At 28.2% G+C, this 13346-nt stretch carries 11 protein-coding genes; 4 read left to right on the forward strand and 7 right to left on the reverse strand.

All coding sequences use genetic code 11. The features are described 5' to 3' along the window. Window positions 1-8: 8 nt before the first annotated feature. Together B5464_RS14470 and B5464_RS00895 are read right to left on the reverse strand one after the other, a co-directional pair. Complete coding sequence (locus B5464_RS14470) at window positions 9-2477, reverse strand: exopolysaccharide transport family protein (RefSeq protein ID WP_079736817.1); 2469 nt, start codon at window positions 2475-2477, stop codon at window positions 9-11. Window positions 2478-2483: 6 nt separating this feature from the next. After that, on the reverse strand, window positions 2484-3284 hold the full coding sequence (locus B5464_RS00895; RefSeq protein WP_079736818.1) for a polysaccharide biosynthesis/export family protein: 801 nt from the start codon (window positions 3282-3284) through the stop codon (window positions 2484-2486). A 90-nt stretch (window positions 3285-3374) separates the two neighbouring features. Here B5464_RS00895 and B5464_RS00900 point away from each other — a divergent pair, with 90 nt between their 5' ends. The 4 genes from B5464_RS00900 (at window position 3375) to secA (ending at window position 8652) form a co-directional block, all read left to right on the forward strand. Continuing rightward, a complete protein-coding gene (locus tag B5464_RS00900) occupies window positions 3375-4151 on the forward strand; it encodes an O-methyltransferase (protein WP_079736819.1) in 777 nt (258 codons plus the stop codon). A 58-nt stretch (window positions 4152-4209) separates the two neighbouring features. Beyond that, a complete protein-coding gene (locus B5464_RS00905) occupies window positions 4210-4782 on the forward strand; it encodes a cob(I)yrinic acid a,c-diamide adenosyltransferase (RefSeq protein WP_079736820.1) in 573 nt (190 codons plus the stop codon). A 158-nt stretch (window positions 4783-4940) separates the two neighbouring features. After that, the gene (locus B5464_RS00910; protein WP_077809574.1) at window positions 4941-5162 is read left to right on the forward strand and encodes a DUF2795 domain-containing protein; all 222 of its coding nucleotides are present in this window, start codon (window positions 4941-4943) and stop codon (window positions 5160-5162) included. A 148-nt stretch (window positions 5163-5310) separates the two neighbouring features. Then, window positions 5311-8652, forward strand: coding sequence for a preprotein translocase subunit SecA (gene secA, locus B5464_RS00915; protein WP_079736821.1), 3342 nt, complete (start codon window positions 5311-5313; stop codon window positions 8650-8652). 73 nt (window positions 8653-8725) lie between these two features. Here the strand turns inward: secA and B5464_RS00920 are convergent, their stop codons facing one another. The 5 genes from B5464_RS00920 to hisS form a co-directional block, all read right to left on the reverse strand. Beyond that, complete coding sequence (locus B5464_RS00920) at window positions 8726-9802, reverse strand: hypothetical protein (RefSeq protein ID WP_079736822.1); 1077 nt, start codon at window positions 9800-9802, stop codon at window positions 8726-8728. Between the two features lie 4 nt (window positions 9803-9806). Next, complete coding sequence (locus B5464_RS00925; protein WP_079736823.1) at window positions 9807-10418, reverse strand: HEAT repeat domain-containing protein; 612 nt, start codon at window positions 10416-10418, stop codon at window positions 9807-9809. 5 nt (window positions 10419-10423) lie between these two features. Then, the gene (locus B5464_RS00930) at window positions 10424-10948 is read right to left on the reverse strand and encodes an RNA polymerase sigma factor (protein WP_154066913.1); all 525 of its coding nucleotides are present in this window, start codon (window positions 10946-10948) and stop codon (window positions 10424-10426) included. Window positions 10949-11123: 175 nt separating this feature from the next. Next, entirely contained in the window at window positions 11124-11789 is a 666-nt protein-coding gene (folE, locus tag B5464_RS00935; RefSeq protein WP_231963621.1) for a GTP cyclohydrolase I FolE, read from the reverse strand. Window positions 11790-11897: 108 nt separating this feature from the next. After that, window positions 11898-13265, reverse strand: a complete 1368-nt coding sequence (gene hisS / locus B5464_RS00940) for a histidine--tRNA ligase (RefSeq protein ID WP_079736825.1) — start codon at window positions 13263-13265, stop codon at window positions 11898-11900. Window positions 13266-13346 lie beyond the last annotated feature (81 nt).

Raw genomic sequence — 13346 nt, forward strand, 5'->3', positions numbered from 1 at the left:
TTATAAAATTATTTTTTAGGTTTAAAAATATTAAATACTCTAGACATAAAACTCGTGCTTTCCTCATTCTCGTGATATCCATAACCATACTTACCATAACCGTAGCCGTAACCATAACCGTAGCCATAACCGTAACCATATCCGTATTTGTTTTTGATAGAAAAATCATTTAAAACATAACTAATATTAGCAACTTCTTTGTTTTTATACTTATCATCAATCATTCTCATCATACCTCTTTCTGTGTAATTCTGTCTAACCACATAAATAACAGCATCAGAATGTTTAAATAATTCTAAAGCATCAGAAACTAAACCTACAGGAGGCGTATCAATAATTACGTAATCGTAATCTTTTTTCAATTGTTCTATCATTTCATCGGCAGCATTACCTAATAATAATTCCGACGGATTTGGAGGTATTGGACCTGATAAAATTAAATCTAAGTTTGGTATTTTTGTTGGTGTAATTACTTCTTCTAAAGTTTTTTGCTTAATCAAATAATTAACAATTCCTATGTCATTTGGCAAATTAAAATCGTCATAAATTTTAGGTTTTCTTAAATCTAAACCTAATAAGACTGTCTTTTTACCACTTAACGCAAAAACAGTTGCCATGTTTATAGATATCATGGTTTTACCTTCTCCACTTACAGAAGAGGTTAAAATAAGCGTTTTAGAATCTTTATTACTTGCATCTTTAAATAAAAATTGAATATTAGATCGAAGAGCTCTAAAAGATTCTGCCACCGAAGATTTTGGCCTTTCAAAAACTGCTAAATTGTTATTACCTGCATTATTACCAACTACACCCAAAACAGGAATTGAATAATTATTTTGAATTTCTTCTGCAGTATGAATCTTATTATCTAAAATTTCTTTAATAATAATGTAAAATAATGGTAAAATACCACCCAACATAATAGCTACTAAATAGTTAAAACTAGGTATTGGATAATTTGGCCCTTGACCTAAATCTTTAGCAGTATCAATAATTTTAACATCAGAAACATTTGCAGCAATAGCTGTACCCGCTTCATATTTTTTCTGCTTTAAATAATTATAATTTGCCTCAGACAATTCATAATCTCTTTGATAAGTTAGTAACCCCTGCTCTTTCTTCGGTAGTTTTCTCTTTTGAGACTGATACTTATTTAGATTTGCATTTAATTTTCTTAACCTATTACTATTTACCTGTTCTAAAGAAGAAATATTTTCTAATAAATTATTTTTAATAATCTCAATCTCTCTAGATATTTGAATAACATCTGGATGATTGTCTTTTACAAGATTTCTTAGACTTTCTCTAAAACTAGATTTTGTCACCAAGTTATTAATTAATTCAGCTATTTTAAGATCTTCTATTTGAAGTGTAGCCGGAACTAAATTATCTCTGTTGTATTTATTATTAGATTTTAAGTAACTCTTTAAGTTATTTAAATACTCTCTATAACTTAGTATTTGTTGTTTCTCTTTTTCTATGCTTATAGCTTCACCAAAAATTTCTGTACCTTGAGTAGATAAATCGAAAATATTATTCTTCTCTCTATATTCACCTAATTCTTTTTCTAGTTTTATTAATTTCTGTTCTTCATCTTTAAATAATGTATCAATATAAGCTCTGGTTTTAACTGCATATTCAATTTTCTGAACTTGTTTAACAGAATCTAAAACTTTTACCGTAGCATTTAAATAATCTTCTAATCTTTTTTTATTAACACCATCTTTACGAAGCCTTAGCATCGAAGCTGCATTTGTTATCGTACTTACAGAAACACCTTTATTAGCACCAACAGTTCCATCAAAACTAGCAAACTTTATAAAAAATTGTTCTCCTGCATTAAAAGGAGCTAATTGTTTAATTGTAAAACTAAAAAATGGAGTTTCTATTGGTTCACCTGCTTTATAATCTTTTGAATAATTTAATTCTGTTGAAGGTAAACTTGATATTGTATTCGTATCATAATTAATTATCGCATTATTTCCCGATTCATTATAATCAAAAGAAAGTTTGAAAGTTGTATCACTAGTAAATTCAATACTGATTAATTTATTAAGTAATTGAGGTTTAGTGGTATTTAAATTAACTGTAAATGGGGTATAACCATATTTATCTTCTAACCTAAACTTACCATCTTGAAAATATTGAATATAAAAGTTTAGACGTTTAACTACTATTTCATTATGAGATCTAGATTGTAAAATAACCTTTACAGTTTCTAATTCGTCACTAGAACCACCCCAATTAAATGCAATATTTGTTCCTGTAGAAAATAAAGGATTATTTTCTTCTTTTACGGAAATAACAGTCTCTAAACTAAATTTTTTCTGTAAGTAACCATTCATAAATTTGGCTACAATTAAACCAATAATTATAGTTACCAAAAATAATTTCCAATAAGCCAGCACTTTAAATAGATAGTCTTTTACATCTATGTTTGCTCCGCTATTTTGAACACCTTTAGATTGATTATTCATAGTATTTTATAAATTTCTTGCTAAAATTATTGTTGTAGAAATAAGTGTTAATAAAGAAACTATCGTAGTTAAACTCTGCAAACCAGTAGTACCAGTTCCCCAAGATTTTTCTTTTAATGGTTTAATATTAATTATATCATTAGGCTTAATATAAAAAGCTTCATCGTTTAATACATCAATATTAGTTAAGTCTATTACAAACTTTTTAGTTCCATTATTTGTTTTTCTAATAATCTCAACAGCTTTTCTATTACCAACATCTGTAATATCACCTGAATTTGCGATTGCATCAATAATAGAAACTCTGTTTTGATATATAACATTTGTTCCTGTATTATTTATTTCACCTAAGATAGTATATCTAATTCCAGAAAGTTTCACAGAAACATATAAGCTTTCGTCATTATTAATATAATCTTGTCTTAAAATATCTTCTATTTTCCTTCTTGTTTCTAACTCAGTATAACCTAATACATTTATTTCACCTAATGTTGGTATTCTAATGTTACCATAGTTATCAATACTGTAATCAGAAAAATAACCCTGACTGCTACCATTCGATCCTCCTCCTCCATTTCCTGTTCCGTTATTTAAATTTTGTTTTTGAAAAACAGCAACAATTTCTGGTTTTTTAGAAGATATTGTAATATTCAAAATATCGTCTACTTGTAATTTATAAGGTATATTGTTAATCCTTTTAATTTCTGAATTAGATGTTGGGTTTCCTTGTAGATACGTTAACTCTTTGTTAGATAAACAAGAACTAAAAAAAACTACCCCAAAGAGTAATATTAAGTATTTTTTCATTTTAGATTTTAATGTCAATAATTACAAATATACTTTTTATAAGTGTAAAGCTATAATTTTATTTTATTTTCGTTTTTTCATTTATCTATAATGCTGTATCAACAAAAAAAATATCTTCAATTTTTACTAAAATCTAGTAATCAACATGGTGTTCATTCCCCTTTTGTGTATAAATTGGTTACCAAAGGATTGTATTCTAAAAAAAGTAAAAAACTTTGGTCTGAATTCAAAAATATTAAACAGCAATTATTAGACAATAAAAAAATAATTGAAGTCACAGATTTTGGGTCGGGTTCAAAAGTTTTTAAAAATAATAAAAGACAAGTTTCTAAAATAGCCAAAGTTGCTGGTATTTCGAATAAAAAAGCTTCCATTCTTTTAAAAATTGTAACTTATTTTAAGCCATTAAATATCTTAGAGTTTGGTACATCTCTAGGTTTAGCCACTTCCGTATTTAAAATTGCAAATCATTCTGCAAAAATTACAACTTTAGAAGGATGCCAAGAAACAAGTAAAATAGCAAAAAACCTTTTTGAAAGTAAAAATTTTAAAAATATTGAAGTTAGAGTTGGCGACTTTAGTAAAACACTAAATACGTCAATAAATGAAAGAGAATTCGATGTAATTTATTTTGATGGAAATCACACAAAAAATGCAACTTTAAAATATTTTAATAATTGTTTACAAACAATACATAATGAATCAATATTTATTTTTGATGATATTTATTGGAACCAAGAAATGCAAGAAGCATGGTTAGAAATAAAAAACGATAAGAATGTAACCGTTACAGTAGATTTATTTTATTTCGGATTGGTATTTTTTAGAAAGGAACAAGCTAAAGAACATTTTAAAATTAGAGTTTAATAAAACTCTAAAGAATAACTTTTGTAAATTTGAAAATATTAAATTCAGACAAAATTAAATGAAAATATATACAAAAACCGGTGATGCCGGAACAACTGCTTTATTTGGAGGAACTAGAGTTAAAAAATACAATTTACGCATCGATAGTTATGGCACAGTAGATGAGTTAAATGCATATATTGGCTTAATTAAAGACCAAGAAATTAATTCAGAAGTTAAAACTTCACTTTTCAAAATTCAGAACGAGTTATTTACTTTGGGTGCAATGTTAGCTACTCCACCAGAAAAAGAAACGCTAAAATCTGGTAAAGAAAGATTAAATATTCCTAAAATTAATGAGAACTCTATTTCGTTTTTAGAAAAAGAAATTGATAAAATGGATGCCGAATTACCACAAATGACTCACTTTATTTTACCAGGAGGTCACCAAGCAGTGTCATTTTGTCACGTTGCAAGGTGTGTTTGTAGAAGAGCAGAACGTTTATCTGTAGAGTTAAACGACCAAGAAACTATTAATAATGAGATCTTAAAATATTTAAACAGACTTTCTGACTACCTTTTTGTGTTGGCACGAAAATTGTCTAAAGACTTACAAGTAGAGGAATTAAAATGGATTCCTGAGAAAAATTAATAAGTTCTTTTTTTATCGATTTGAAGTTTTTTTTAGATTTAAAACACTAATTTTAAGTGATTCACAAAATTTAATAATTACTTCACAATAAATTTCTTAAAAAAGACTTGCATAATTCAGCAAAAAAATTATTTTTGCACAAAATTAAACGATAAGAAATGTATTGGACATTAGAATTAGCATCTTATTTAGCAGATGCGCCTTGGCCAGCAACCAAAGATGAGTTAATAGATTATGCTATTAGAACCGGTTCTCCTTTAGAAGTAGTAGAAAATCTACAAGACATAGAAGATGAGGGTGATGCATACGACTCGATTATTGAGATTTGGCCAGATTATCCAACCGAAGATGATTATCTTTGGAATGAGGATGAATACTAAACATGATAATTAAATATAAAAGTCTCTAAAGAGGCTTTTTTTTTGTTTTCTTTTTAACAGAAGAAAACAAAAATTTATTATTTATAAAAACCTGATATACAACCAAATAATAAAGCTATTTTTTTAGCTACTAAAAACATATTAATAAATGAGTATTTTAAATTCTGTAATAAAACTTTTTGTAGGTGATAAACAACAGAAAGATTTAAAGATTTTACAACCAGTTGTAGATGATGTAAAAAAGTTTGAAATAACTTTTTCTAAACTTACTAACGATGAATTACGAGCTAAAACCATCGAGTTTAAAGAAAGAATTAAAACGGCAACTAAAAAGTTTGACGATCAAATAACTGCTTTAGAAGAAGAAGCTGTTAAAGCAGATATAGACAGACAAGAAGAAATTTATGCAGAAATTGATACTTTAAAAGATGACGCATACAAAGTTTCTGAAGAAACATTAATGCAAATTATGCCAGAAGCTTTTGCTGTAGTTAAAGAAACAGCAAAACGTTTTGTAGAGAATAAAGAAATAGTGGTTTCTGCATCTCCTTATGATAGAGAGTTATCTGGCGAAAGAGATCACGTTACATTAGATGGTGACAAAGCTATTTGGGCAAATTCTTGGGATGCTGCAGGGAAACCTGTAACTTGGGATATGGTACATTATGACGTGCAATTAATTGGTGGTTCTGTTTTACATCAAGGTAAAATTGCAGAAATGATGACAGGTGAAGGTAAAACTTTAGTTTCTACTCTTCCTGTTTATTTAAATGCATTAACAGGTAATGGTGTACATTTAGTTACTGTAAATGATTATTTAGCAAAACGTGATAAAGCTTGGATGGGACCAATTTTTGAATTCCATGGTTTTACAACAGATTGTATCGATTATCACCAACCAAATTCAGATGCACGTAGAAAAGCTTATAATGCAGATATAACTTACGGAACAAATAATGAATTTGGTTTCGATTACTTAAGAGATAATATGGCAAGCTCTAAAGACGATTTAGTACAAAGAGCGCCAAATTATGCAATTATTGATGAAGTTGATTCTGTTTTAATTGATGATGCAAGAACGCCTTTAATAATATCTGGACCCGTACCACAAGGAGACAGACACGAGTTTAACGAGTTAAAACCTTTAGTTAACGAATTAGTAGGGATACAAAGTAAGTATTTAATTGGTGTTTTAGCAGAAGCTAAAAAACTTATTGCTGCTGGCGATACAAAAGAAGGGGGTTTTCAATTATTAAGAGTTTACAGAGGTTTACCAAAAAACAAAGCATTAATTAAGTTTTTATCACAAGAAGGAATCAAGCAAATTCTTCAAAAGACAGAAAACTACTACATGCAAGACAATAACAAATTAATGCCAGAAGTAGATGAGGCACTTTGGTTTGTTATCGAAGAAAAAAATAATCAAATTGATTTAACAGATAAAGGTATCGCACATTTATCAGAAAAAACACAAAACGAAACTTTCTTTGTTTTACCAGATATTGGTGTAAAAATAGGAAGTATCGATAGTTCTGATGCTTCACCAGAAGAAAAAGCTTCTTTAAAAGAAGAACTTTATAAAGACTTTAGTATTAAAAGCGAGCGTATTCATACAATGAACCAACTTTTAAAAGCGTATACCGTTTTTGAAAAAGATGTAGAATATGTTGTCATGGATAATAAAGTTATGATTGTTGATGAACAAACGGGACGTATTATGGATGGTCGTCGTTATTCTGATGGTTTACACCAAGCAATCGAAGCTAAAGAAAATGTAAAAATTGAAGATGCTACGCAAACTTTTGCTACAGTTACACTTCAAAATTACTTTAGAATGTACCGTAAATTATCTGGTATGACAGGTACTGCAATTACAGAAGCAGGAGAATTATGGGAAATCTACAAGTTAGATGTTGTAGAAATTCCTACAAACAGACCAATTCAAAGAGACGATAAAGAAGATTTAGTTTACAAAACTGCTCGTGAAAAATACAATGCAGTTATAGAAGATATAGTTAAATTAGTTGCAGAAAAAAGACCAGTACTTGTTGGTACAACATCTGTAGAAATATCAGAATTATTAGGTAGAATGTTACAAATGCGTAAAATTCCTCATAATATTTTAAATGCAAAATTACACAAAAGAGAAGCAGATGTAGTTGCAGAAGCTGGTAAACCTGGTGTTGTTACAATTGCAACAAACATGGCAGGTCGTGGTACAGATATTAAACTTTCAGATGAAGTTAAAGCTGCTGGTGGTTTGGCTATTATAGGTACAGAGCGTCATGATTCTCGTCGTGTAGACAGACAATTAAGAGGTCGTGCTGGTAGACAAGGTGATGTTGGTTCTTCTCAATTTTATGTTGCTTTAGATGATAATTTAATGCGTCTTTTCGGTTCTGATAGAATTGCAAAAATGATGGATAGAATGGGATTAAAAGAAGGTGAAGTAATTCAACACTCTATGATTTCTAAATCTATTGAAAGAGCTCAGAAAAAAGTAGAAGAAAACAACTTTGGTATTCGTAAACGTCTTTTAGAATATGATGATATTATGAACGCTCAAAGAGAGTTTGTTTATAAAAGAAGAAGAAATGCTTTAGATGGTAAACGTTTGCAATTAGATATTGCAAATATGATTTATGAAACTTGTGAATCAATAATAAATAATAATAAAGCCGCAAGAGATTATCAGAATTTCGAATTCGAATTAATTAAGTTTTCTTCAATGACTTCTCCTTTTTCAGAAGAAGAATTCAACAAGCTTTCAGAAAAAGAATTGGCTGATAAATTATATGATCTAATAACAGAACATTACAAAAACAAAATTGAAAGAAATGCAGTTTTAGCTTTTCCTGTAATTAAAGATGTTTTTGAAAATGAAGGTGATCGCTATGAGAGAATTGTTGTTCCTTTTACAGATGGTATCAAATCTTTACAAGTTGTTACAAACTTAAAAGAAGCATATGAGAGTGAAGGTAAAAGTTTAGTAACAGATTTCGAAAAAAATATAACTTTAGCTATTATAGATGAAAACTGGAAAGAGCATTTGCGTAAAATGGATGAATTGAAGCATTCTGTACAAAATGCATCTTACGAACAAAAAGATCCTTTATTAATTTATAAGTTTGAAGCATTCGAGTTGTTTAAGAAAACTGTAGATGAAATCAATAAAGAAGTATTATCATTCTTATTTAAAGGTGAATTACCAACACAAGATTCTAATCAGATTTCTGAAGCAAAAGAAGTTAGAAGAGAAAGTTTAAATACAAGTAAAGCCGATGTTCAAAATACTACAGAGCAAGCTATTTCTAACTCTAAACAACAGCCATCTGAACCTGTAGAAACAATTGTTAGAGATCAACCCAAAGTTGGTAGAAACGAACGTGTAACTATTAAAAACGTTATGAGTGGCGAAGAAAAAGTAGTAAAATTTAAACAAGCAATACCTTTAATTGAAAAAGGTGAATGGGTTTTAGTTAACAAATAAAACACCAATTTATTATATACAAAAAAGCCGTTTAGATTTTCTAAACGGCTTTTTTAATTTTAATTACAATCTACTATTTTTTTCTTAAATAGATATTACCTAAGCCAGCATTTAACTTCATTAAAACTTTACCTGAATTTAATTTCAACTTCATTTTTTGAAGATTATCTAGTTCTTTTTCTTCTAAAATTTTAAAATCTATATCTGTAAAAATATCAGAAGCATTTGCATCTAAATTTAAACTAGACTCAGATGGTAAAGTAATGTCAATAAAACCATTATTTGAGTAAATTGAATACAGTTCTTTTGGCATTTTTTTATCAAACTCAATAGTAACATTACCACCAATAGAATTTATAGAAACAGGACCAGTAACATCTTTTAAGTTAATATTACTTACTGAAGACGAAATCTCTACTTCACCATCAAAATTAGACAAACTTGATTTTTCAGAATTAAAAAAGAAATGATTGCTATTCTTTTTCGATGTGTTGCAACTAGTTGTCCAATTTAAATGCAAAGAATTAGGAATTTTAATTTTGTATTGTTCTCTATAACTTGTCATGATAAGATTACCATCAACTTTATCCTTAAAAATTAATTCATCACCCTTTTTTTCGATAGTAAAATATATTGCTAACTCACTATTTTCTTCTTTTTTACCAAGTCTTTTTAAACCATCTTTTCGAGTGGGATCATCAATTTTAAAAAAAACAGTTTTAGGTTTTATTATTTTATCATCATCTGTATATGCCCCGCTAACTGAATAACTAATTTTTTTAGTCTTTTCTTTAACCGCAATAGTAGAGTCTTTATCTGAAAATGTAACACTACTATCCCCAGGAGTTACAACCCATTTTTTTTTCTTTTTTTTTGAAAAATCACCACTTACTCCTTTGAAAGAAAATACAGAACCACCTGCTTTATTTGATTTTGAAGATTTTTTACTTACAGCTTTAAAGTTTACTTTATTTTTTTGATGTAAACTTTCTATTATTACCTCATCTCCATCATATCCTTCAATAATAAAACTTTTTGAAGAACAAATCTTTAAAGTTCCTTTATTAAAATTTATTTTTTTTTCTTGTGCTTTTGTATTTAAAAATGTGATTGATAGAATAAAAACGAATATTATATTTATTTTTTTCATGTGTTTAGTTTTTTAATTTTACCATAGCTAAAGTTGCATTATTTTTAACTATCGTAAAGGTTTCATTATTATTTATAAGCCTTTTAAGAGGTTCTTTCGCGCGATTTTCTCTTAAAAAACTTACTGCTTTTATTAGTTTGATTTGTACTAAAGGACTTTCGTCTCTTCCTAAAGCGTCTATTAAATTTTGTCTTATTCTTTCGTTAGAAGGAAACATTAATAATGCATCTATACTTGCAATTCTTACATTAACGTTTTTATCATTTATAAGGATATTAATAAGTTTATCAATTATAATTTTATCCTCTTTTTTATAATTATCATTAAATTTATAAATACTCTCTAATCTTTTACCTGCAGATTTATTTTCTAAATTAGCTATTAGGTTTTTTGTTTCATTATTAACAGTAACATTTTTTTCAATCCAAAGAACTGAAAGAAAAACAATTGTAAAACAAGCTGCGATAGAAACATATTTTATAACTAAAGAACGTAACATCTTCTTTTTATGAAACTTACTCTCTAATAAGTTTTTAAAATTTCTATCTGCTTCTACAGACATTTTTTCTTCTGTAAATGCTTGTTTATTTTTATGTATATAATTTTTTAAATTCATAATTATTATTGCTGAATCATTTTTAAAAGTAAATCTTTACCTCTCTTATATTGATTTCTAACTGTGCTTTCATTTAATGAAAGCATCTCTCCTATTTCTCTATGATTATAATCTTCTATTAAATACAAAACGAGTATAATTCTATATTTTTCTTTAAGTTGATGTATGCATTTTTTAATAAAATCAATAGAAATAGATTCATCAACCTCTTCTTCTTTCTCTTCTAAGCATAGTTCTAAAATAGAACTGTCATCTATAAAATTAAATTTCTTCTTGTTTCTTAAATAATCTAGCGAATTATTGATTGCTATTCGCTTTAACCAAGCTCCTAAATTTGCGTTATTATCTAAATTTTTTATTTTTTGAAAACCCTTTATAAATGAATCTTGAACAATATCTTCTGCTTGAGATTTGTTTTTCACAATCTGAATAACAGAATTCAACATCATATTTTTATATGAGTTATACACCTCTAACTGAGCTGTATAATTATTCTCTTTACATTTTTTTATAATTTTGACTGTACTCAAAAAATGGTTGGTTGATTAATTTTGTTTACACTATAAGAACGTGAAAATTTTAATAGTGTCTCAAAAAATTTTTAAATATTTATTTTTCAGCATAAAAATCAAAAAAGAATGTATACAAAAAAGCCGTTTAGAAAAATCTAAACGGCTTTTTAATGTATGGTAATATTTACTAAATTTAGAATTTAGTATCCATTTTAAGATAGTCTAAAAACTCTCTTTTTGTTTCTTTTTCGTTAAACTTTCCGCCAAATTCTGCAGTTACAGTTGAACTTTCGATATCTTTAATTCCTCTTGAGTTTACACACAAGTGTTTTGCATCTATTACACAAGCTACATCGTCTGTACCTAATGCTTCTTGCATTGCCTGAACTATTTGCATAGTTAAACGTTCTTGCACTTGTGGTCTTTTTGCAAAATACTCAACAATTCTATTCATTTTAGAAAGACCAATTACTTTACCGTCAGAAATATAAGCAACATGAGCTCTACCAATAATTGGTAACAAGTGGTGCTCGCAAGTAGAATAAACAACAATGTTTTTTTCAACTAGCATTTCACCATAATTGTAGTTATTATCGAATGTAGACGCTTTTGGCTTGTTTTTAGGATCTAAGCCCATAAACATTTCATTCACAAATGCTTTAGCAACTCTTTTAGGAGTACCTTGCATACTATCATCTGTTAAATCCATACCAAGAGTGTATAGAATATCTTTAACACTTTCTTCTATCTTTGCTATTTTTTCTTCGTTAGAAATATCAAAAGCATCTGGTCTTACAGGGTTTTCTGCAGATGTTGCCACGTGATTTTCTCCTAAATCTTCAATTCTTTCGTCATTCATTTTGCTGTTCAATTCAAACATTTCATTCTTAATTATAGTGCAAATTTACGTCTTTGCAACGTATTATCTTAATTTCTTAATAAATATAAACTATCTAACTATAATTTATTAAGCTTTTAATTCTGAAATTAATTCTTCTAATGAAACATCATTCTGTTCACCAGAAATCATGTTTTTAAAAGTAAAAATATCATTCTCAACTTTAGAAACAACAAATTCTATTGCTCTATTTGTTACATATTTCCATTGTCGTTTTTGTGCCTTATTACTTTCACCTAAATCTGGATAAAATTCTGATTTGATATTGTGATTTCTCAATTCTTTAATAGCTTTCATTTTTAACAAATCCGACTCTGCTTCAAAATTTAGAAAAACAACCTTAGGCTTTGGTAAATCTACAGATTTAAATAACCCTAATTCTTCTAATACTAAGTAAATTCTATCTAATCCGAAAGAAATACCAACTCCAGAAACATCTTTTAAACCAAAGATTCCTGTTAAATCATCATATCTTCCTCCACCGCCAATAGAACCCATTTTTACGCCCTCTGGTGCTGCCACTTCAAAAATTGCACCTGTGTAATAATTTAAACCTCTAGCTAAAGTTACATCTATTTCTAAGTTAGCAGTTTCTAAACCTAAACCTTCAATAGAATCTATTACAAAACGTAACTCTTCTACTCCGTTTGTTCCTTCTACAGAAGAAGCCAACATTGCTTCTAAAGAAGTTAATTTATCTATATTAGAACCAGAAAAATCGAATAATGGTTGTACTTTTTCGATAGCATCTTCGGTAATTCCTTTAGATAACATTTCTTTTACAACACCATCTTTACCTATTTTGTCTAATTTATCTAAAGCAACCGTAAAATCTATTAATTTATCTTGAGCGCCAATTACTTCTGCAATACCAGAAAGTATTTTTCTGTTATTCATTTTTATAGTTGTTTTTGCCAAACCTAGTTTGCTAAAAACAGCATCATATAATTGTACAAACTCAACTTCTTGCCATAGAGATTTACTACCAACAACATCTGCATCACATTGAAAAAACTCTCTAAATCTTCCTTTTTGCGGTCTATCTGCTCTCCAAACTGGCTGAACTTGATAACGCTTAAAAGGAAAAGTAATATCATTTTGATGTTGCACAACATAGCGTGCAAAAGGCACTGTTAAATCATAACGCAATGCTTTTTCTGATATTTGAGAAGTAAGTTTTAAGCTATTTTTTTCTGATAAAAGTTTTTCATCAGCTTTTTTAAGAAAATCTCCTGAGTTTAAAATCTTAAAGATAAGCCTATCTCCTTCTTCACCATATTTACCCATTAAAGTTGATGAGTTTTCAAAACTTGGTGTTTCTATTGGCTGAAATCCAAAAGTTTCAAACGCAGTTTTTATCGTATTCATGATATACGTTCTGTTTGCTACTTCTGTTGGCGAAAAATCTCTTGTTCCTTTTGGGATGCTTGGTTTCATTAAAAAAAGTTTTAGTTTTTAGTTTTAGTAGTTTTACCAAAACCAATTGCTTAAAATTAAATATTCTCAATTAAAAATTGC

It is taken from the genome of Polaribacter sp. KT 15 (assembly GCF_900143115.1).
Classification (GTDB): domain Bacteria; phylum Bacteroidota; class Bacteroidia; order Flavobacteriales; family Flavobacteriaceae; genus Polaribacter; species Polaribacter marinaquae.

Coding starts and splice junctions, on each gene's coding strand:
- B5464_RS14470 (WP_079736817.1), bottom strand. CDS start 2,477: ATGAATAATCAATCTAAAGGTGTTCAAAATAGCGGAGCAAACATAGAT.
- B5464_RS00895 (WP_079736818.1), bottom strand. CDS start 3,284: ATGAAAAAATACTTAATATTACTCTTTGGGGTAGTTTTTTTTAGTTCT.
- B5464_RS00900 (WP_079736819.1), top strand. CDS start 3,375: ATGCTGTATCAACAAAAAAAATATCTTCAATTTTTACTAAAATCTAGT.
- B5464_RS00905 (WP_079736820.1), top strand. CDS start 4,210: ATGAAAATATATACAAAAACCGGTGATGCCGGAACAACTGCTTTATTT.
- B5464_RS00910 (WP_077809574.1), top strand. CDS start 4,941: ATGTATTGGACATTAGAATTAGCATCTTATTTAGCAGATGCGCCTTGG.
- secA (WP_079736821.1), top strand. CDS start 5,311: ATGAGTATTTTAAATTCTGTAATAAAACTTTTTGTAGGTGATAAACAA.
- B5464_RS00920 (WP_079736822.1), bottom strand. CDS start 9,802: ATGAAAAAAATAAATATAATATTCGTTTTTATTCTATCAATCACATTT.
- B5464_RS00925 (WP_079736823.1), bottom strand. CDS start 10,418: ATGAATTTAAAAAATTATATACATAAAAATAAACAAGCATTTACAGAA.
- folE (WP_231963621.1), bottom strand. CDS start 11,789: ATGAATGACGAAAGAATTGAAGATTTAGGAGAAAATCACGTGGCAACA.
- hisS (WP_079736825.1), bottom strand. CDS start 13,265: ATGAAACCAAGCATCCCAAAAGGAACAAGAGATTTTTCGCCAACAGAA.